At 35.3% G+C, this 20,800-nt stretch carries 19 protein-coding genes and 1 pseudogene; 3 read left to right on the top strand and 17 right to left on the bottom strand.

Annotation, left to right across the window (positions count from 1 at the left end):
- Positions 1 to 149: 149 nt before the first annotated feature.
- The 3 genes and pseudogenes from LC095_RS06650 to LC095_RS06640 form a co-directional block, all read right to left on the bottom strand.
- Positions 150 to 434: a hypothetical protein gene (locus LC095_RS06650; RefSeq protein WP_226527423.1), complete on the bottom strand. Its 285-nt coding sequence runs from the start codon at positions 432 to 434 to the stop codon at positions 150 to 152.
- A 73-nt stretch (positions 435 to 507) separates the two neighbouring features.
- Positions 508 to 1,119 carry a YitT family protein gene (locus LC095_RS06645; protein WP_226527422.1) on the bottom strand — a complete coding sequence of 204 codons (612 nt, stop codon included), beginning with the start codon at positions 1,117 to 1,119 and terminating at the stop codon, positions 508 to 510.
- Between the two features lie 188 nt (positions 1,120 to 1,307).
- Positions 1,308 to 1,938, bottom strand: a pseudogene (locus tag LC095_RS06640) (peptidylprolyl isomerase).
- A gap of 116 nt (positions 1,939 to 2,054) precedes the next feature.
- On the opposite strand from LC095_RS06640, the gene LC095_RS06635 reads away from it, so the two are divergent.
- Entirely contained in the window at positions 2,055 to 3,965 is a 1,911-nt protein-coding gene (locus LC095_RS06635) for a DUF294 nucleotidyltransferase-like domain-containing protein (RefSeq protein WP_226527596.1), read from the top strand.
- 5 nt (positions 3,966 to 3,970) lie between these two features.
- Positions 3,971 to 4,672 (top strand): PolC-type DNA polymerase III, encoded by a 702-nt coding sequence (locus LC095_RS06630; protein WP_226527421.1) that lies wholly within the window; start codon positions 3,971 to 3,973, stop codon positions 4,670 to 4,672.
- Between the two features lie 33 nt (positions 4,673 to 4,705).
- Here LC095_RS06630 and LC095_RS06625 read toward each other — a convergent pair whose 3' ends face one another.
- The gene (locus tag LC095_RS06625) at positions 4,706 to 4,960 is read right to left on the bottom strand and encodes a hypothetical protein (protein WP_226527420.1); all 255 of its coding nucleotides are present in this window, start codon (positions 4,958 to 4,960) and stop codon (positions 4,706 to 4,708) included.
- A gap of 243 nt (positions 4,961 to 5,203) precedes the next feature.
- Here LC095_RS06625 and LC095_RS06620 point away from each other — a divergent pair, with 243 nt between their 5' ends.
- Positions 5,204 to 6,196, top strand: a complete 993-nt coding sequence (locus LC095_RS06620) for a hypothetical protein (protein WP_226527419.1) — start codon at positions 5,204 to 5,206, stop codon at positions 6,194 to 6,196.
- A gap of 56 nt (positions 6,197 to 6,252) precedes the next feature.
- Here the strand turns inward: LC095_RS06620 and LC095_RS06615 are convergent, their stop codons facing one another.
- The 13 genes from LC095_RS06615 to LC095_RS06555 all read right to left on the bottom strand — a co-directional run bounded on the left by LC095_RS06615 (position 6,253) and on the right by LC095_RS06555 (position 20,672).
- A complete protein-coding gene (locus LC095_RS06615) occupies positions 6,253 to 8,313 on the bottom strand; it encodes a heavy metal translocating P-type ATPase (RefSeq protein WP_226527595.1) in 2,061 nt (686 codons plus the stop codon).
- A gap of 22 nt (positions 8,314 to 8,335) precedes the next feature.
- Positions 8,336 to 8,662 carry an ArsR/SmtB family transcription factor gene (locus LC095_RS06610; RefSeq protein ID WP_226527418.1) on the bottom strand — a complete coding sequence of 109 codons (327 nt, stop codon included), beginning with the start codon at positions 8,660 to 8,662 and terminating at the stop codon, positions 8,336 to 8,338.
- Positions 8,663 to 8,782: 120 nt separating this feature from the next.
- A complete protein-coding gene (locus LC095_RS06605; RefSeq protein WP_226527417.1) occupies positions 8,783 to 11,026 on the bottom strand; it encodes a DEAD/DEAH box helicase in 2,244 nt (747 codons plus the stop codon).
- A 135-nt stretch (positions 11,027 to 11,161) separates the two neighbouring features.
- Positions 11,162 to 11,530 (bottom strand): hypothetical protein, encoded by a 369-nt coding sequence (locus tag LC095_RS06600; RefSeq protein ID WP_226527416.1) that lies wholly within the window; start codon positions 11,528 to 11,530, stop codon positions 11,162 to 11,164.
- A gap of 142 nt (positions 11,531 to 11,672) precedes the next feature.
- Complete coding sequence (locus LC095_RS06595; protein WP_226527415.1) at positions 11,673 to 12,464, bottom strand: HAD family hydrolase; 792 nt, start codon at positions 12,462 to 12,464, stop codon at positions 11,673 to 11,675.
- Between the two features lie 199 nt (positions 12,465 to 12,663).
- Positions 12,664 to 13,170, bottom strand: coding sequence for a 2-oxo-4-hydroxy-4-carboxy-5-ureidoimidazoline decarboxylase (uraD, locus tag LC095_RS06590; protein WP_226527414.1), 507 nt, complete (start codon positions 13,168 to 13,170; stop codon positions 12,664 to 12,666).
- A 40-nt stretch (positions 13,171 to 13,210) separates the two neighbouring features.
- Complete coding sequence (locus LC095_RS06585) at positions 13,211 to 13,699, bottom strand: (2Fe-2S)-binding protein (protein ID WP_226527594.1); 489 nt, start codon at positions 13,697 to 13,699, stop codon at positions 13,211 to 13,213.
- Positions 13,700 to 13,721: 22 nt separating this feature from the next.
- Entirely contained in the window at positions 13,722 to 16,007 is a 2,286-nt protein-coding gene (gene pucD, locus LC095_RS06580; RefSeq protein WP_226527413.1) for a xanthine dehydrogenase subunit D, read from the bottom strand.
- Positions 15,994 to 16,881 carry an FAD binding domain-containing protein gene (locus LC095_RS06575; RefSeq protein ID WP_226527412.1) on the bottom strand — a complete coding sequence of 296 codons (888 nt, stop codon included), beginning with the start codon at positions 16,879 to 16,881 and terminating at the stop codon, positions 15,994 to 15,996. The genes pucD and LC095_RS06575 overlap by 14 nt, the downstream gene beginning before the upstream one ends.
- A complete protein-coding gene (locus LC095_RS06570; RefSeq protein ID WP_226527411.1) occupies positions 16,878 to 17,504 on the bottom strand; it encodes a nucleotidyltransferase family protein in 627 nt (208 codons plus the stop codon). The genes LC095_RS06575 and LC095_RS06570 overlap by 4 nt, the downstream gene beginning before the upstream one ends.
- On the bottom strand, positions 17,491 to 18,501 hold the full coding sequence (locus LC095_RS06565; protein WP_226527410.1) for an XdhC family protein: 1,011 nt from the start codon (positions 18,499 to 18,501) through the stop codon (positions 17,491 to 17,493). Before LC095_RS06565 ends, LC095_RS06570 begins: the two co-directional genes overlap by 14 nt.
- A 279-nt stretch (positions 18,502 to 18,780) precedes the next feature.
- On the bottom strand, positions 18,781 to 19,605 hold the full coding sequence (locus LC095_RS06560) for a Cof-type HAD-IIB family hydrolase (protein ID WP_226527409.1): 825 nt from the start codon (positions 19,603 to 19,605) through the stop codon (positions 18,781 to 18,783).
- A gap of 149 nt (positions 19,606 to 19,754) precedes the next feature.
- A complete protein-coding gene (locus LC095_RS06555; protein WP_226527408.1) occupies positions 19,755 to 20,672 on the bottom strand; it encodes a VanW family protein in 918 nt (305 codons plus the stop codon).
- Between the last annotated feature and the right edge of the window lie 128 nt (positions 20,673 to 20,800).

The following is a 20,800-nucleotide window of genomic DNA, read 5'->3' as shown; positions in this document are numbered from 1 at the left end:
TAACAAATATGAATTATTCATTTGTTCCTTATTCATGAAAAATTAGAAAAACACGACTTACGGCCAGAATTGTGGAAGTCGATGTCTTAACCTTTCATATAAGTAAATTTTCTTAAAGTACAAAAAAACCTAGAATAAATCCTAGGTTTTTAAGAAAAATAATATTGTATTGAACCGTTTGGTTTTAATGTCATGGTTATTTTTGCATGATGTTCAATATCTTTTGTTAATGTGAAATAGATACCATTCCATCCAAGCAGCCAATCTTTTGGTGCACAAGCTTGCAAGTGTAACAATTGATATTTATACATTTTATAACGAAGAGATATGGCGAAGTGTCCTTCAACACTTGCATACCATAATTCTTTTAGATAAGCTTTGGCCTCTTTAATAGCTTCAGATTGTGAAATTTGATTTACCGTAAGATAATTCATTTGTCTCCCTCACCCTCTTTTTACTAGATTAGTTGAGTTCGACTAATATTACTAGTTTTAAATGTTTCCAATCTTAAGCATGGCTGTTAATTGTATTTTCTTGATCCATTTCTTTTATTGGAGATTTCTTATATCTTCCAATTATATTGCTCGCAATAAAGATGCATAAAATTGAGAATAAAGCACTTAGCCAGCCTACCAATGTCAGAGCCAATAAAATAATCATAGAGTCACATACGAACAATACAATCCCTCTATTGATCCTATATTTTTTGTCCATATATAATCCTAAAATATGAATCCCGCCTAATGAAGAACCGTTATTTAATACAAACGTTACACCTATTCCAATGAGTAAACCTGAAAGGATAGAAGCAAATAACATGTTTAATTCCAAAACCGGAATGATTTGGTCAAACCATTCACGAAGTAAGGAGATACCTGTTATTGATAATAAGCTTGAGATCGTAAACCATTTCCCAAGCTCACGAATAGATATAAGAAAAAAAGGAAGATTCACGATAAAAAAGAGTGTACCCCAGGATAGAGGAGATAGAAATGAGAAGACTGTTGAAATACCTGCTGTTCCGCCAAATGTTAGGTGATGATCTGATAATATTTTTATACCTAATGAAGTTAAAATAAGTCCAATTAAGACAAGAGAGAGTTTTTTTATAAAATCCATATAAAGCCCCCGATCATTGTTATCCTATTATAACTTATCTCATAGAGTAACCCTGGTCAATATAATGGAAATTATTCGGAATTTTTTATTTATTACGAACAAAGAGACTTTATCACAAAAACTTTATAACGCTGGGTTTCATGTGATAAAGTCTTTTTACTTAATAATAACAAAGTTTATTTAGAATCTCATTTAACCTTTTCTGGTTCAGCATATTCAATGCCAAATGTTTCAACTGTTATTTCTTTTATCTTTTGTTCTTCTAACGGCTTGTCCTGTTCATCCGTTTCTACTTCTACGATTTTATCAACAGCTTCCATTCCTTCGGTTACTTTTCCGAAAGCTGCATAATCTCCGTCCAGTTGAGTAGACTCAGCAACCATAATAAAAAACTGTGACCCGGCTGAATTAGGGTCCTGTGCTCGTGCCATCGATATGACACCTCTTTCGTGCTTCACCTCATTTTCAAAACCATTTGAAGAAAATTCACCTTCTATACTATAAGTCAGGTCCACCCATTCCTGTCCCCTCAGGATCTCCACCTTGTATCATAAAGCCAGGAATGACACGATGAAAAATAAGTCCATCATAAAACCCAGATTTGGCTAATGTAATAAAGTTACTAACCGTATTGGGAGCTACATTAGGATATAGCTCAACTTTTATGACATCACCATTTTCCATTGTAATTGTTGCAATTGGATTTTCCTCAATGTTTTGAAGTGGCTTTTTACTAGTTCCTTCCTCCTCGTTTGCTCCACAACCCGCTAACAAGATAAGGAACAAGGATAAGATTAGTAGATTAACCCTTTTTTTCATATATTACTCCTTTCTGAACTAGAATGTACGAATACTTCTCATTGCCTTCATAAATGCTGTTATGTATGTTACCGTTAAAGTATACAAGATTTATATAGGTGGTGTCTAACTTGTCAATGTCTGAACTTAAACATCTTTTGAAGGATTACTACCCTTTTTCACTGTTAACTGAATTTCAACTTCAAGAATTAACTGATAAGGCCTCTCAAAAGCAATTTTCGAAGAACGAATTTATCTTTCATGAAGATGAGGCTGTTGATGATATTGATCTTTACTTTCTTGTTTCCGGTTTAGCTAAAAATATACTACATCAATCAAATGGAAAACAATTATCTTTAAGATATTATTATCCGGGGGACATTATCGGGTTAATGGTGATGTTTACGAGCGGTGAATTAAATTTTTCTGTTCAAGCACTGGAAAATTGCACGGTATTCAAATTAAATAAACGACATTTTTTTGAAATTATGACACGTAATAATGATTTTTCAAAGGTTATTTGGGGAAGTATTGGTGAGCGAACAAAGTCCTTATATGATGAAATGAAAAATAAAGCAACTCAAGATGATGATGAAGAAAATGTACATCTCTTAAAGACGCGAGTAAAACTCCTCATGGATCCGCCAATCTTTGTTCCGCCCCATTATACGATGAGTGATGCTGCAAAAATTCTAAAGGATCAAAACGCATCAGGATTAATTGTAAGCAAAGATTCTTCAAAGATGCTCGGCATGATTACTTATGATGAGATATTAACATTTGCTTCAACATCTCCTCCAACAAATTTAGTTAGCGATTGGATGAATCCAATTCCGGCATATGTTGATGCAGATGCTTTTGCGTTCGAGGCTTTATCATTTATAAAAAATAAGTTGAGTAAATGTATTCCTGTTCTGAATAACCAAAAAGTGATCGGTATGTTAACTTCCCGTTCATTTTTAAATCTAGAAAATTCCAGCTATTTAGATCTAACCTATAATGTAAAAAAATCAACATCACTTGAAGACTTAGTCATGCATGGACCTCTAGTGAACAAAACGTTACATGCTTTTGTCCAAGAGCTTGTTGAAAAAGAAAGCTATGCTTATGAAGTATCGGAAATGATCACAAACCATAATGACAATCTTCACAGACACATGATTAAGCTAACTGAAAACGAAATGAAACAACAAGGATATGGTACACCTCCCATTAACTTCTGTTTTATTATAATGGGAAGTCAAGCTAGAAATGAACAAGGCTTCCGCACTGACCAAGATAACGGTATGATTCTAGCTGATTATGAGCATCTATCAAATCGGGATGAAATTGAAAAGTATTTTAACACTTTTACTCAAAAGTTGAATACATCCCTCCGTCAACTAGGGTTTCCGGAATGTACGGGCGGAATTATGGCAAAAGAAGAAAAATGGAGAAAGTCGGTATCACAATGGAAAATAGACATTCAGACCTGGAAAGAAGAACTAGACGCTCAGGAAATCCAAAATTTTACGATGTTCTACGATTTCAGACCTATTTATGGAGATTTTTCGTTAGCAGGTGAAGTAAGAACATTTTTAAATGAAAAAGCACAGTATTCTAAAACGTTACAGCAATTATTAATGAAGGATGCTTTGCGTTTTAAAATTTCAGCTCATCCTTTTGGACTAATAAATATAAAACAAAAAAACAAAAAAATAAATGTCAAAAAAACAGGTCTAACCCAGATTATATATTCGACAAGAATTAACGCGATAAAATATGGAATTAATGAAGTAAGTACTATAAAAAGGCTTAATGCTTTAAAAAATATACAAGCAATGCATCCTCGAGATGTTGAAAATGCTAAAACAGCCCTTCATTATTTACATTATTTTAGACTTAGACAAAATCTGAAAGAATTAGCAAACAATAATCATGTTTCTAACGAAATCCCCATTCATGACCTAACTAAAGAAGACCGAATGAAGCTCAAAGAAGCATTACAGGTTGCTCATCGTATGCAACAAGTAACAAAAATCAGCTTTAACAGAAACCGGGTGGTGTAACCAGTTTGCCAGATGATATAAAGATCATAAAGTATTTTCTTTGGGATCATTACTTTCTAAAATACCATATAAAAAAAATGACGCAATTACCTTCCTTTTCAACAGCGCGACAATCAATCGAGGAATTCCTATCTAGTCAGCAAGGACTGATGAAACAATCGCTGTCATCTTGCACGTTTACGATTTTTGATTTAGAAACTACGGGATTTTTCCCCACTATGGGTGATGAAATCATTTCAATAGGTGCCATAAAAGTAAAAGATCTCCAAATACAATATAATGAAGCATTTTATACAATCGTCAAACCTATTGGAAGAATACCAAAAGGAATCCAAGAACTTACAGGTTTGCCAGAAGAGATCCTTAACAAGGCAGAACCTTTTCCAGTTGGTTTGTTCAAATTTCTTGACTTTAGTAAAGGAAGTATATTAGTCGCACATCCTGCTACCTTCGATATTGAATTTTTAAAATCGACAATCAAACTATGGAGCCTTCCTCATTTTCCTGTTGAATATTTAGATTCACATCTACTTGCAAATGAAAAGTTCCAAGGAATGCGCAATTACTTAGATGAACTAGTTGAACGTTTAGGCATACCAGAACGAGAAAGGCATCATGCATTAAATGACGCGATTATGACTGCAGAAGTTTTTATAAAGCTAATTGAGAAGTTTGATCCGTCCAAAATGATTTCTGATTTAAAGTAAAAAGGAGTGACTTTTGTATGTCACTCCATAATTTTATACTTTTTTAAAGACTGCAGCCTGTATAGCCATTTCTCCTTGTTTATGATTTGTAATATGTGAGAAAGTGTAAACACACCCACATCCATCTATATCAAATAATGTCATTTCCATAAAATCCTGTGGCAACTCGTGCAAATGCTTTAAAATAATTTCGTTTTCAGATGTGTAATAAAGATCTCCTTTCTGTAAGTAGTGAACGAAAGGATTTGTTTCTAGTAGATTTTCTGACGGAATGTTGAAATAATTCATTTAAAGCACCTCACCTTTTTCTTTTAATTCAGTATTTTCTGATTATTTATATAATACACGAATCTTTGTACTTTGAAAACTATTTTTTAAAAATTTTTTCAAGATTAATCTTCTGCCTTTTTCTACAAAAATATCTTTTTTTCTCACAGCTGTTTCTCCTGCATTCCTCTTTCATGACAAGCAAATGATACCAATTACCTAATCTACTTTTCATGATAAAATAAGCTGAAGGATGTGATAAAGTTGATACGTTTTAACCAAATTTTCATTATATTACTATTATCATTCCCTTTTTTAGTCAGCTTTGAAACCACTGATATAGATGATAAGACATTTGCATCTTTTCAATCACCTGAGGGAATAGATTTTACAAGTTATACGCCGTCTTGGGATGAAGATAAATTAAAAGATTTATATAAAGAATTGTTATTAAATAAACATGGGCAAGAGATATCAGAATTAAATGAAGTTAGGGTTTTAGGTGGCACCCATTCCAGCACAAACACAAAAGGAAGTTATCATTCTCTTACGAAAACAATTGTCTTATACCAAGGCAATCAATATGAAACACCTGTTGATTACCGTGAAACACTTTCACATGAATATGGGCATCATTTTGCCTATCATTATTTTCCAACACATCATCTACCATTCTCAGAGTGGCAAAGAATACGTGGAATTAGTGTTGCTGACATGAGGTGGGACGCTTTTTGGAATTATGATGAACGGTATCACGCATTCTACCCGCAAGAAATTTTAGCGGATGATTATGTTCTTTTATATGGTGCCACGAGTGAAGTAGAATCTGAAGATGTAATGTCAAATGAGATCTTCTATCTGCGTACACAGCATGAAAATCAAGATATTCCAAATGTACTTGAAAACAAGAAGTTACATTCTTTTTTGGAAGAAAAAACAGGCCTATCTATTGATTCAACACGGATCATTGAATCACCAACTTTAATCGATTGGAATGATCAAACCATTCGTTTCTCAGTTTCCTCAAGAGATCATATTGCATACCGCCTAAACCTTGAGCTAATTAATCAAAATGTAAAGCAATTAATTGAATTGTATGAAGTTACCACATATGATACGAACACATTGACTTTTAATTTACAGGGTCAGGATAAAATTAATTTGGCCGACTATGATTATGCATTAATTTCGATTGATATTGTTGACTTAACAACATCAATTGGGTTTGAAACGGATGAAACTCGCGTTTCACTTTAGTACTTTTTTCAAAAAAGGATTGAATAACCTAATCAGGTTACTCAATCCTTTTTATGTTACTTTTTCTCATATAAAACTGTTAAGCTAATCAATGTGACGAGAATGGTAGCACCCATATCTGAAAGAATCGCAATCCAGAGGGTTAATAGTCCCGGAATTGTAAGGAGCAGTGCAATTAGTTTTAAACCTAATGCTAATCCAATGTTTAATTTAATAATTGAATTTACCTTCTTTGCTGATTTAATTGCATTAGGTAATTTCCCGAGATGATTTTGCATTAACACGATATCAGCTGTTTCAATGGCACTATCTGTTCCTTTTCCCATCGCAATTCCTAAATCAGCTGTTGCAAGTGCAGGCGCATCGTTTATTCCATCCCCAACCATCGCCACTTTTTCTCGATTTGATAGCTCTTTTATTTTGGCCACTTTTTGATCCGGAAGCAAACTAGCAAAATAAGATTTTACCCCTACTTTACCTGCTACCTTTTCGGCTGTTTTTTCATGATCACCTGTTAGCATGACCGTATGTTGAATTCCTGCTGCATGAAGATTTTTTATCACATTAATACTTTCTTCTCTTATTTCATCAGATATTCCCATAATTCCAAGAACATCCTCGTCTGTTGCTAAAATGACAATGGTCATTCCTCTTTCTTTGTATTGCTTAATTTGTTCCATCACATTTTGTTGAAAAGTGAAATCTTTCATATGTGATTCATTTCCAAGAAAATACGTTACTCCCTCAATCTGAGCCACCAATCCGCTACCTGTCACTGTTTTCAACTCTGCTACAGGTAGATATGATAGTCCTTCTGCCTTTTTTACGATCGCTTTCGCAATTGGATGTGTAGAGTTTTTCTCAATGGAAGCTGCTATTTGCAGAAAGCCGGGATGATATTCAATATAATCTTCTACATAAGGCTCACCTTTTGTTAATGTCCCGGTTTTATCAAAAGCAATTGTCGTAACCTTACCTAATTGTTCTAGGAAGACTCCACCTTTTATGAGAATTCCATTGCGGGCATTCTTTGTTATGCCAGACACGATCGCAATTGGTGAGGAAAGGACTAATGCACATGGACAACCAACAATTAAAACAGCTAATCCCTGATAAAACCAATCGCTCCAGCTACCATCCAATAGTAGTGGAGGGATCAGCATAACAAATGCTGCAATAATCATAATGAGAGGGGTATAATATTTTGCAAATTTATTAATAAATAATTCCGTTGGTGTCTTTGTTTCCTGTGCCTCTTCTACAAGATGAAGGATCTTAGCCAGTGATGAGTCTTCATATGCTTTTGTTATTTTAATTTTTAAGATTCCTTCATTATTTATACTTCCTCCAAAAACGGGTTCATTAATTGCTTTCTCAACAGGCATTGCTTCACCAGTAATGGCAGCCTCGTTAACAGAACTTTTCCCTTCAATCACAATTCCATCAGAAGGAATTTTTTCTCCTGCTCGAACAAGTACAATGTGACCTACACCCAATGAGGAGATACTGACTACCCGTTCTTCATTGTTTTCGATTACAGTCGCTTCTTTTGGTGCAATTTCAAGAAGCTTTTCCATGGATTTTCTCGCCTTTTGCATGCCGAGGCCCTCTAAGTACTCGTTAAGCCCAAACAGTATAGCGACTAATGCACCTTCTTTCCATTCACCAATACCTAATGCACCAATCAAGGCAATTGTCATTAATGTTTCAATATTAAATTTAAATTTGCTTAAATTTTTTAGCCCCTTTAAAAAAGTTTGATAACCACTTAATACCGTTGCCGCGAGGAACATACCGATTGCGAAATATTCATTTAATAAATTTTCTGTGATAAACCCAGCGACATAGAGCAAAGCAGATATGGACAGAAGAACAATCCAGTTGATACCTGATTGATGTTGATGATCATGGTGGTCATCATTTCCATCTTCTATAAAAGCACCGTCAGAAGATAAGATCTTTTTGACCTTGTTTAAATCTACAGAATGATCTACCTTCAGCTTTCCTGTATTATAACTTAATGAGGCTGATTCACCTGATGGTAATTTATTAATTTCTTCCTGGAGCTCTCTTGTACAATTGGCACAAGTTAATCCTTTTACTTTGTATTCATTCATTTCTCTCAACTCCAATGAGTAGTTAATGATGTTGCGCATGGTGAATGGTTTGCTGCAGGACATTCATGACATGATTATCATCCGGAGAATAAAATAATGTTGTACCTTCTCGTCTATATTTAACCAATCTAAGGTTTTTCAAAAACCTTAATTGATGAGAAACTGTTGATTGAAGAAGAGAAAGCTTCTCAGCTATATCATTTACTGAATGCTCGTTTTGGGACAATAAGTGAAGAATTCTAATTCTCGTTGGATCTCCTAAAGCTTTAAAAGTTTGTGAAACAATAAATAGTGTTTCCTCATCAAGTTGCTCTTGATCCTTTTGTTCATGATTTACTGATTCATCCATTACATTCACCTCTTACTTTTATTATATATTCAAATATGTATATATGTTCATATTATATAACTAAATGATAAAAAAAGAATTGGAAGCTGTCAAGCACACCAATTCTTTTTTTGAGAATTATTATTCAATTAATTGTTCATGAACGTATTCAACCAGCTTTATAGAGGCAACACGAACCGCTACATAGGGAGGTTTGCTATTTTTTGATAGTTCATATGGCATTCCCAGCCACAGATATTTCTGATCAATGATGATAAATGGAAATGGTACATTTCTTTTTATCAATCTGTCATATTTAACTCCTGAAACAGAATGACTTGCAACTATAGAGAATGTGACAGTTGACTTTCTTTCATCACACATTGTCCTCCATTCCACAGGCAGGTCCTTCTCCATTGGCATTCCTATTATGATTGAACTTCTTGCTTGTTGTATTTCTTTCATAAGGAATGCTAATTTCATTGCATGTAACCATGTTACCCGTGAATGTTGGTTTTTAATCCATGTACCAATCTGATGTGGAGAAACCTCTTGTTTCCTCGCTATTTGATGTTCTACAAGCTTGCGAATAATTTTGCCGCTATAGACCTTTGATTGGACAAAATGCTTATCTGCAAGAAGAATAAACTTACCTCTTGTTCGAGTCATGGCTACATTAACTAACCTTTCACTATTCTTTCCAATTAATAGCATACCCGGACGCTCTTGCGGAAAGCTATCCACTGTATCAAATACCATAACGTCACGTTCACTTCCTTGAAATTTATGAACAGTCCCCGATATAATATCTGCTTCAATCAATTCTTCGGAATATATTTCGTTTAACAATGTCTCCATCAATACTGCTTGAGCTCGATAAGGAGTGACAAAACCAATTGACCTTGACCCTGAAATATATGCTTCATGAATGACTTGGAATGATAACAATAAATGCCATAAATTATATCTGGAATTAGAAGCTTTTTCGCTTACACAGTACATTCCAGTATAACTACTATCTAATAAAACAGATGCGGAATTTGCAAATGGTTTACGCTCAACAATCTCATGTCTTGCCGTTCTCACACTTTCATGGTCACCTACAAGAGAATTGTACACGTATTTATTTGTAAACGAAGAGATATTAGGATGCATTCTTCTCTGCTCTTTTAAAAGAAACAGATGCGGGTGCATAGGTTGGCTATCATTTCTGTCTAACCATTCAACTACACCAGCTTTATGAAAGATATCCTCTCTTAACCATTCATCAACAAGTGGATGTTTGGCTGATGCAATCGGTGGTAATTGCTTAAAGTCTCCACAAATAATAATACGTTTCCCTAACGAAGCGGCAAATGCAATTTGTGGAACATAAGCCATACTAGCTTCATCAACCATGACTACATCGAAGTTTTTTTCATAAATAGTAGGATCGGTGGCTGCTTTAGCCAATGTTGTTCCTACAATATCGGCATCATGAACAAGTTCTATTTCCTTATGGCGGATTTTTTCTGAAACATTTGATAATTTACGTTCAATCTCCAGAAGTTGCTCTGAGTCTCTTCGACTGTATGATTCCGCTAAGGATACTTTCATTAACCTTCTATCTTCGTAGAGCTCTGCTCTTTCGTTTGCTAAATCAGGGTGTCTTTTTTGGAACAGTTCATTTGTTGTTAAGTATGTATCTGTATGTGTCACCGATTGTGATCCATAGCGTACAAGATCACCTTCTCTGTATAAACCTTTCTTATGGATGAAGCGTGTTATCTCCATCATAAGAACATCAACAGCTTGATTACTTTGCGATAAAACTAATACCGAATCTTTTTTGTTGTATTTATTTGCAGCAACCCGGCTTAGTGTATATGTTTTTCCTGTACCAGGTGGACCCCAAACGAATGTTACCGGGTTATATTTACTCCTTAACACAAGTTCGTGAACAGGTGATTTAATGTTAGCAGAGGGATGCTTTGCTTCATTAGAAGGATTCATTAACCTTTTTACTCTTGCACGTTTCCTCTTACTTTCCTTTATCTCATCAAGCCGATCATGAAGTTGATCTAATAACTCCCAAGGGTCATGAAGCAAGTATAAATCAAAAAGTTGATGACCTAATGATTGTTCCAAAGAAAGAATAACACTTTTGCCTTCAGATGATAAAATCCTACCATTCACCACCAACTTACCAGATTCTACCTTTATCGAGGAGCCAACTGGTACCTTTAGAGGCATAAGTGATTCAAAATAATACGTAAAGCCATCCGTATTTGACATTAGTTGCCCATTTTTTAGGGCGTATTTTGTACTTCCATATTTTTTAAGGTGCATAATTTCTGCTCGCAATGCTTTTTGCCATAATTTAATGTATAGATTTGTGGATTTCATTCATTCATTTCCTCGCAAAATTCAGCTTATCTCTAAATCGTTTATAACGAACCATACTATAACATGTTAAAAGGTAAAAAGCCATGTAAACAAAAAAAGTGGAAACTTAATAGCTCCCACTCACTTAAAACACATTTATAAAACCATATTTTTGGTATGACTTGAACATGTGCATTCTGCAAGACTGTATCCAGTCACATCGAAACCGTTTTTTTGTAAAAACCGAATACCTATGTTTTTTTCAAGTTGGCTTCCTGCTATTACATGAACTTTTTTTGAAGGAATCTCATGATAATAACGCTTTAAATAAGGTATTGGTATAACAATTGCGCCGGATATAGTCATTGTTGATAAATTATTATAATCACGCACATCAACAATTTGACTTGCTTGATCATGATTCTTTACGTCAACACATGGAACATTTTTGATCCATCTGCTCCTCTGTACAATAAAGTAACAAATTAGTAAAAAAAGTGCTAATCCCCCAATAAATAATAACAATTACTTTCCCCCTTTTTGCCGGCCATGTTGGAATACAATCTTACTATAAATGGATTAGTTTGTATAAATCAAGAAATTAGATTTAATGGAAACTTCATTACATAGAAAAGGAAACGAATCTCATATTATCTTAAAAAGAATCTTAATTATTATTTAATTTATTTAAAATTGGGTAAAGTTCTTCCAGATGAGTGATTTCATAATCGGGTTTTACTTCGTTTTTTTCTTTATCATGACGATTAATCCAAACTGATTTCATCCCGATTCTTGATGCTCCGAGGATATCAGTCATTAAATTATCTCCTACCATTATGGCTTCATCTTTGGAAAGATTCATTTTTTCTAATGCATGCTCAAAAATAGTTGGATCTGGTTTCCCTTTTCCAAATGCTCCGGAAATAATAATTTGTTCAAAGTATGGTACAAGCTCCGGAGTAATCTCTAATTTTGTATTTTGTAAATCCGGTGATCCATTTGTTAATAATAACAAACGGTAATTTTCTTTTAGTTTATCTAATACTGAGAACGATTCCTCATACACAAATGGGCTTTTTCGTCTTTGAGCAGGAAATTCCTCAGCCAACTTTTGACCAAATTCAGGATCATCAATTCCACAAGCTTTTAACCCTCTAGTCCAAGCATCTTTTCGATATGTTGGAACAATTTCACTCATTTTTTTAAAATTTTCTTCATCGTCAAGGAAATTTCCCCAAAGACCTTCAAACGGGTTAATTCCAATCATTTGGGTAAATGAATAGGTTTCATATGAGGAATAAAGCTCCCCGGCTTCTTTTCTAACAGCTTCCTCTAGTTCGACAGGATCAATTCCGTATCGTTGCTTCGCTACTTCACATGTAGCAACAAATGCTTCCTTTACACTTTTTTGATCCCAAAGTAGCGTATCATCTAAATCAAAGAAAATGGCTTTAATCAAATTTTATTCCCCCAATAATATCTTTACCTTATTTAAAAACTCTTACTATTCAAACAATAGCTTACAGAGATTTAAACAAGTTGTAAATAGCTTAGAGAAAATCCTTATTAAAAATTACTGTGTCTTTCATTTTTATCTATCAAAAAACCGTTCAGCAGCTGAACGGTAACAAATATTAATATTCTTATTCATTTTCTTTTTACATCGACTGTCGACCCAAATGGTAATTTTCTTCATTTTGGATTGTTTCTCTTAATCGATAAAAATAAATCCGTAAAAGCTCGTCAAGAGAGTTTAGTATTTCCTCAGTTTCTGATTGTTTTACTCTTTTTTTTAGGGCATCATAAATGGATTGTTTATTGTGCCCTCGAACTGAAATGACAAAAGGAAATCCAAATTTCTTTTCATATTTATTATTTAACAAAACAAATTTTTTGTATTCGCGTGAAGAGAGCGATTGAAGCCCTGCTAACTTACTATCAGCTTTTTGTGAACTTCCATGTGTTATCATGTCAACAAAACCTGGAAAAGCTTGCAATAGCAAAAGTTTCTGTTCAATTGGAGATTTTTTCACCAGCTTTTTTACAGCAAGATGAAGAAATTGATAGCTTGGAAATGGACGTAAATCTGATACTTGTTCAACAATCTTTTCATCAAAAATCCAGCAAAACATGAAAACGAAGTCCTTTTTAGAAAGCTCATTCACTTTTTGTATTGTTATCACAAGTCCCCACTCTCCCCTTCTATCATATAGTGCTCTTTTTTACCATCTTCACTTTATAATTTTTAATAGCACGAAGAATGCCCGTGTAACCCGTGCACCTGCACAAATTTCCTGATAAATGCTCCAATACCTCTTCATCAGTTGGATCAGGGTTATTTTCCAGCAAATCGGAGAGTGCTACAATCATTCCGGGAGTACAATACCCGCATTGTAGACCCCCTTCTTCAAGAAATGCCTGCTGAATGGGATGTAAACTGTTTTTGGAAATAGATTCAATTGTCTCTACTTTGACATTTTGAAGCTGATAAGCCATCACTAAACAAGAGTTTACAACCTGACCATTGATCAATACTGAACAAGCACCACATCGACCTATTTCGCATGATATTTTAGTGCCGGTTAAATTCAGATCTTTCCTGAGGATATCAACTAATCGATAAGTAGGAGGTACGATTAAATCCACTTTTTCACCATTTAATTCGAAGGTTACTTCTCTTTTAGTTTCGTCCATTCTATTTTTTAATTCAACATTCTCAGCCACTTGAAGCACCTCCTGCTTTGCAGGGTAATATTTCCTGCAAAGCATTCAATATTTCTTCGGAAGAAACGGGAAGTTTTTTCACCCATATCCCGCAAGCTTGATGAATCGCTGCTGTTATAGCAGGTGCAATTGCGACCGTTCCAATTTCACCGACACCTCTAGGACCAAACACATCTCCTTCCATTAAAGATTCATCAACCATAACGGTCGTTTCGTTTGGAATATCCTTAATTGTTGGTATTAAATAAGAATCGAAGTTTTCTGTATGATAACGTCCATTTTCCATCACTGAGTCTTCAAATAAAGTAAACCCTAAACCCATGACAGCTCCACCTTCAATTTGTCCCAAATAACCAAGAGGATTGACGACAGGCCCTGCTGCAACGGCATGATCCAATTTTATCACTTTTACTTGTCCTGTTAACAAATCAACTTCAACCGCAGCTGCTACTGCGGCAAAGCTATATAAATAATGTCCGCCGATTACAGGATCTGGTGTTGTCGGAAAATGAAAATGTGTTTGAAACGTAATATGGGAAAGATCTGCAAAGTTTGCAAGCTCACGATAACTTAACACAAATTGATTTCGCTTGCCTTTTCTCCATATTCCATTCTCACCTAAATAGAGAAGTTTCCTTGTAGTATTCGTATAGTCGGCAACCAAATCTAATACTTTATCTATAAATGGTTCCTTTAATTTCTGAATTCCGTTCCATATCATATTAGTTGACCGAGATGCTGTGGATGAGCCTGACGAAGGAACAAGATCAGTATCTCCAATCACGATTTTTATATCTTCTTTACTACAATTCAGTGCTTCCATTAACATGATCTCAATCGAAGCGATTAAGCCTTGACCAAACTCTTCAAATCCAAATGCAATTTCGATTTGTCCATCCTTTGTTAATGAAAGCCTTGCGCCTGAAGGATCAGGCCTTCCGAATCCAAGGCCCCCTCCGTGCATCGTGATAGCTACTCCCTTTCCTGTTAATTTATTAGGATGTTTCTTCGGCTGATCCATCAATACAGATGATGTCTTTATCATCGTAAGCACTGATTTTGCTCCATCATTTTTAACAATTCGTTGACCTAGTGGACCTGGGTCATCTGCTTTGCGGAGGTTCTTCTCGCGGAATTGAATCGAATCAATTTTCAGTAACTCTGCTAACCTTTCAATCTGTGTCTCTAAAGCGAAGGTCACTTGATTTCCTCCAAATCCTCGATACTCACCTGCTACTCCATTATTTGTAAAAACAGATACACCTTCAACATCAATATATGGAATAATATATGGACCTGCAGCATGCTCTACCGCAAAGTCTAAAACCGCTGGTCCAAGGGTCGCATATGCTCCGGTATCCGCTGTAATCCTGACATAATGACCAACAAGCTTCCCATCCTTATTTGCACCAGTAATCATTTTCATTTTCATTGGATGACGTTTAATACCTGCTCTAACCGATTCACTTCGTTTATTATGAAGTTTGACAGGTAGCTTTGTTTTTAAAGCAAGTAACGCTGCATATGGTTGAATATTCAGCTCATCTTTACCTCCAAATGAACCACCAATCGGACTTGAAACGACACGTATTTTACTTTCTGGTATGGATAAAATTCTCGCTAACTGCATTCGATCTTTGAACCCATGTTGGGTTGCTGCATAAACAGTCACTTTCCCATCTTCTTCTGGAACGACTACACCTCCCTCTGTTTCCATATAGGCGTGCATTTGCCTAGGAGTTTCATATGTGTCTTCTACAACATACGGACAATTCTTTAGCTCTACTAAAACTTGTTCACTATTTTTATAGCTTGCCCGATGAAGAATGTTTCCTGACGGATGTAACGATATACAGGAACTGCTTAGTGATTTTTCAGGACTATCCATTACTTCAAGCGGTTCATATTCTAGATGGATTAGAGAAAGAGCTTTTTCTGAGATCTCTTCACTTATTGCCGCAACTGCTGCAACTGCATCACCTACATAACGGACTACATCCTCACAAAACACAGGCTGATCCGGAAAAATTAGTCCAAACCGATTCATTCCCGGAACATCTTTATACGTTATTACTGCTTTTACACCCTCCAATTTCTCTGCTTCTTCTGTAACAATAGATTTTATTTTCGCGTGTGGATAGGAGCTTCTAAGCACCTTACCGTATAACATGTTCGGAAAGGTATAGTCGGTTAAATATTTTAAGGAACCTGTCACCTTGTCATATCCATCTGGTCTAACTCTCCATTTTTCCTGATAATTATCTCTATTTAATTCCATCTTTCCTCACCTCACCTAAGATGTTGGTTAATTCTGTCATAAGGATGTTTGCTGCAACCTTTTTTCGGTACGCTTCAGACACAAACGGATCTGAATATGATTGGAATTCATGCAATATCGTCTTATAGAAAATCTCTTTTTTCGTTATTCCCTCTTGTAGAAGCAGCTCTACGTTTTTAAGTCTGATAGGTCGATGATTTCCTCCACCAACTGCTATTCGGACAAATTGAAGTTTACCATCGTTGTTTTGTTGCCATTGACCACTTGTTGTAAGGATAGAAGGGATAAATGCCTCTCTTCTACCAACCTTTCGATAAAAGTGCTTTGTATCTTTTGGAGAAAAAGGAATCACAATCTCTAACAAAATAAATGGTGATTGGTTTTCATTAGCTAACCATTTCCAGAGAGTCATAACATGAATTTCGTCTTTTACTGCCAGTTTTACCTCTGCGTTTAAAGCTAATAGTGCCGGTATCGTATCACCTACAAAGCTTGCAATATTTCCTCCTATCGTTGCTCTGTTGCGAACGGCAGGGGCAGCAATGTTTCGGCAAGCCTTTACAAGTAATGGTACATGTTCGACCAATACAGGATGTGTAATACATTCTGCAATAGTTGTCAAAGCACCTATTATTATTTTTGAAGACGTACTCGAATCTTGGTAAGTAATCCCCTTTAGATCTTGAAGTAACGAAAGATTTATTAACGTTTTTGGAATAGGGCTTCCCGACTCCCAATGCACTTGAAGTAATGTGCCTCCTGCAACAAATACATCTAAGGGTTCTTTCTGTTGAGTAAATGCTTCTTCCAGAAATAATGGATGCTTCACAATCATGTCAGATTTTAATATCGCAACTTCTTGTTCATGACTCAAATGATCACCCCATTATAAAGACTTTTGGAATATTCATACTGTTCTTTCGTATCAATATCTATTAATTTTGAAGGATCTACATGTATTTTTACTCCCTTTAATATCCCTTTCTTCAATAGGCTTCTTGCCCCCTGATCACCAGTAGTTGACAAAAGAAATGGAAATGCTTTTTTCTGAAATAATATAGGAGGTTTCATATGTTCACCATCAAATGCTGCCACAAAATCCTTCTCTTTGTTTGATTGATGGATGAGGCGGTTAATCATATGTGAGGTAATAAAGGGTTGATCAGCTAAAAAAATGACAACAGAATCTGCTCCAATTTGTATAGCTCGTTGAATACCAGCTTGAAGAGAATAGGATTGACCTAAGTGTGCCTGCAAACTTATGATATTTTCCCAATGTACAGTGTTAGTTAGTAACTTTTCGACTGAACTTAGCCATGATGTTTGAATATCTTTTGTAACAATTAGTAAAGAATTGATTTTTGATTGAACGATTTCTTTTAATGCCATTGCTCCAAGTGGGACACCGGCAAATGGTAATGATAATTTACAGGTCTCCATTCTTGAGCTATGACCAGCTGCTAAATAGATACCGACTATATGTTCATACGAGGACACTGGCATCCCTCCTCTTTTTAGTCAGTTGAATTAGTTCTGCCATTATACTGATGGCAATTTCATGAGGTCCTTCGGCACCAATATCTAATCCAACAGGAAAGTGAACCCAACCAGGAGGATTTAACCCATTAAATAATCTGCGTGCACGATCTTTTGAACCTAATATTCCTAAATAACGAATTCGTGTTTTTATTAATAACCTAATTAACTCAACATCTTTTTGAAAATGATGGGTCATTACCACAATCGAATCAACGTCGGAAAAAGAAAAGGTACTCGCAAATTCACCTGGGGTAACGACATAAGTTTTTGAAGAGGGAAAATTGTCTTTATGACAAAGTCCTGCTCTCCAATCTGCAACAATTACTTGATAGCCTGATAAAGAGGCCAGGTTGGCAAGTGGTCTAGCATCTGTTCCAGCACCATAAATAAAGAGCCTCGGCCTTGCAGGTATTGTCTGTTTAAAGAAAAGGCAACTTCCTGAAAACGTTAGTTTATTTAATGTTAATTCATTTATATTTGGAATATCTCCATTCCATTGGCCAAAATACTCTGAGGCTGCTGTAAAAAAGAGATAGCCTGTTACAAAACCTTCCGGCGTCATCTTCTTTAAGCATGTGACAGTTTGACCATTATCAATATAGTCTTTTACCTTTTTCAAGTGGGTAGATAATTGAGATGATATTGTCTCAATTAATACGGTGATTTTGCCGTTACATCCAATCCCCTGGCCCCATGATAGGTCATCTTCAGCCGATAAATCATACGTCACAGTAGTTGAAGCTTGTGCTTCTATTAAATCTTTAGATCTTGCATGAAGGTCTTCTTCCAGACAACCACCACTTAATAAGCCTGTTTGCTCGCCATTTTCATCTATTAGCATCATGGATCCGGCTTTTTGATAGGCAGAACCTTTAACATTTACAATTGTGGCTAGTACCTTCTTGACTTTTGTTTGTGAGATCGTCTCAAGTATTTCATAAACATCTGATCGCATCCTCTCCCACCTTTTCACATATCGGCAATTCTCTTCTTGACATAAGTTGTATTCCCATCAGAATGTCACATACTGAGTATTTAGCATTTCTTTTTGCGAAATGTCACAAAATATAACAACCTTATACTTTTTTGTAAATGATTTCTACAATATATTAAACAAGATTATACACTTGAAGAGGATTGAACGTTATAAATGCGTTAGTTTTTCTAACATAGTTTTAATCAACAAAAGAAAAAGACCAACAGATTGACTGTTAGTCTTTGAGATTTCAGTAATTTATGCTTCTATATGATATGCTAATAAAATAAATTCTTCCACCACTTTTGCAACACCATCATTCATGTTCGTATCTGTTACAAAATTAGCTATTTCTTTGATGTCATCAGGAGCATTCCCCATTGCTACTCCTAGGCCCGCAAACTCAATCATTGATAAATCATTGTAACTATCGCCAATGGCAATTATTTCCTCACGCTTGATTCCACAAGCTTGTATTAATTGATCTAAACTTGTCCCTTTTGTAACCCCTTTTTCCGTAAACTCTAAGAAATAAGGCTTGGACCGCATGATACTAAATTCATCTGCAAGTTCTGTTTGTAACTTTCTTTCAACTTCCTTTAATTGTTCAGGGGGTCCAACCATTAAGCTTTTTACAACAGGTTCATTCACAGCCTTCACAAAATTAGGAACAATCTTTATTGGTAAGCCCGTTAAATTTGCTTCTATGTCAGTGTAAGGATTTTCCTCTTGGGTAATAATTTCGTCCCCCATATACGTGTGAATAAAAACGCCCTCTCTTACACTTACTTCATACAACTTATGGATAGCTTCAGGACTTAGTGTACTGCTGAACATTTCTTCCTCGGTTGAGCAGTTTATTATTTTCCCACCGTTAAATGAAAGAATAAAGCTTCCATAATGATCCAAATTTAATTCTTGAGCAATATGTCTCATCCCAAATGTAGGACGTCCTGAAGCCAGGACAACTTTCACTCCAAGCTCTTGTGCTTTCATCAACGCATCTTTTGTTCGAACGGAAATGGAATGATCATCACGAAGTAAGGTATCATCTAAATCTAATACAATCATTTTATATGACATTTTATTCGTTCCTTTCTTTCAAGCAATCTTCTACTATCATACTATAAAATGTCCTTTTATAGGAGTGTGATGAAAAGGAAGATTATCTATATTTACAAAAATAAAAAAACTGGTGGTACCAGTTTTTTTATTCACAATATTCTATTTCCTTATACCTTTGCAGCATTTTGTTTTGATGCTAAAATTTGAACCTCAATTGAACCGGATTGTTTATCTACGATTGTTTTGATCATCACAGGGTAATCTTTGTTATTCATAAATTTAAAGTCCGGACCTCCCCAGGATACAGTTGCATCTTTACCAGCCGGAACATATCCAACAGATCTTGAATGAGAGTGAAGTTCAATAATTTCCAAACCTGCCTCTGCGACAGCATTATATAAGGTAGAAGAAGTTTGGCATATTCCTCCACCAATTCCTTCAACAAATTCTTTATTGACTATTTCCTTTGCTTTTTGATAACCTCTCGCAGTTGTTCGTTCGCCAACAACCAGATTAAAATAAAAGCGATCCCCAGGTCCAAGTACAATTTGGTTAATTTCATTTGCTGACAAGAAAATATTTTGAGATCGTCCGATCACACTTGGATCAAACGAAGTTTTATAGCTTCCGATGACTACTTCATTTACCCCTTTAACCGTTTCCGCTGTTACATTAGGTTCCGCGACTTCTAATGGCAGATCTAACGTTTTATCCAACGGCCTGACATTCAGAAGCATATCAACTAATTTACTTTCATCCAAAATCACACGGCTCTTGCCTTCTGTTAATTGACCATTGCCGGTGTATTTTGCAGGGACCATCGCCTGATCCAGGCTGTTTGCTAATTCATCTGCAATTTGGGCAATTTCTTTTTTATACTCATCTTGATTCTCATGAACAGTTGGAATAAAGGAATATAGGATATCTTTTGTCTTAGGATGTAATAAATTTACTGCATACTCTACTTTTTTCTCAGATAATTGTGACAGATGAGTGGTCATTTGACTGACTGGTAATGGCCCTTCTTCTTGACTACCGTTTGCCACATTCGAACTACAGCCTGCCATCATCAATAAGAGAATCATTGTCGATACACACTTTTTTCTCATAGTACTCCCACATTTCCCAATAAATTTTCTAAAACTATAACAATATTATAAAAACATAATAATTTTTACAATCATTACAATTATATTTCATATTTTATCAAAAT

The organism is Metabacillus niabensis, assembly GCF_020524345.1.
Lineage (GTDB): Bacteria > Bacillota > Bacilli > Bacillales > Bacillaceae > Metabacillus > Metabacillus niabensis_B.
Note: the sequence above shows the minus strand (reverse complement) of the source record. Positions and strands in the feature narration are given on the sequence as shown.

What these genes read in the sequence shown, in the direction of transcription:
- LC095_RS06635 (WP_226527596.1), top strand. Translation starts at nt 2,055, where the DNA reads ATGTCTGAACTTAAACATCTTTTGAAGGATTACTACCCTTTTTCACTG.
- LC095_RS06615 (WP_226527595.1), bottom strand. Translation starts at nt 8,313, where the DNA reads ATGAATGAATACAAAGTAAAAGGATTAACTTGTGCCAATTGTACAAGA.
- LC095_RS06585 (WP_226527594.1), bottom strand. Translation starts at nt 13,699, where the DNA reads ATGGACGAAACTAAAAGAGAAGTAACCTTCGAATTAAATGGTGAAAAA.
- LC095_RS06625 (WP_226527420.1), bottom strand. Translation starts at nt 4,960, where the DNA reads ATGAATTATTTCAACATTCCGTCAGAAAATCTACTAGAAACAAATCCT.
- LC095_RS06605 (WP_226527417.1), bottom strand. Translation starts at nt 11,026, where the DNA reads ATGAAATCCACAAATCTATACATTAAATTATGGCAAAAAGCATTGCGA.
- LC095_RS06560 (WP_226527409.1), bottom strand. Translation starts at nt 19,605, where the DNA reads ATGTCATATAAAATGATTGTATTAGATTTAGATGATACCTTACTTCGT.
- LC095_RS06555 (WP_226527408.1), bottom strand. Translation starts at nt 20,672, where the DNA reads ATGATTCTCTTATTGATGATGGCAGGCTGTAGTTCGAATGTGGCAAAC.
- pucD (WP_226527413.1), bottom strand. Translation starts at nt 16,007, where the DNA reads ATGGAATTAAATAGAGATAATTATCAGGAAAAATGGAGAGTTAGACCA.
- LC095_RS06645 (WP_226527422.1), bottom strand. Translation starts at nt 1,119, where the DNA reads ATGGATTTTATAAAAAAACTCTCTCTTGTCTTAATTGGACTTATTTTA.
- LC095_RS06610 (WP_226527418.1), bottom strand. Translation starts at nt 8,662, where the DNA reads ATGGATGAATCAGTAAATCATGAACAAAAGGATCAAGAGCAACTTGAT.
- LC095_RS06565 (WP_226527410.1), bottom strand. Translation starts at nt 18,501, where the DNA reads ATGCGATCAGATGTTTATGAAATACTTGAGACGATCTCACAAACAAAA.
- LC095_RS06650 (WP_226527423.1), bottom strand. Translation starts at nt 434, where the DNA reads ATGAATTATCTTACGGTAAATCAAATTTCACAATCTGAAGCTATTAAA.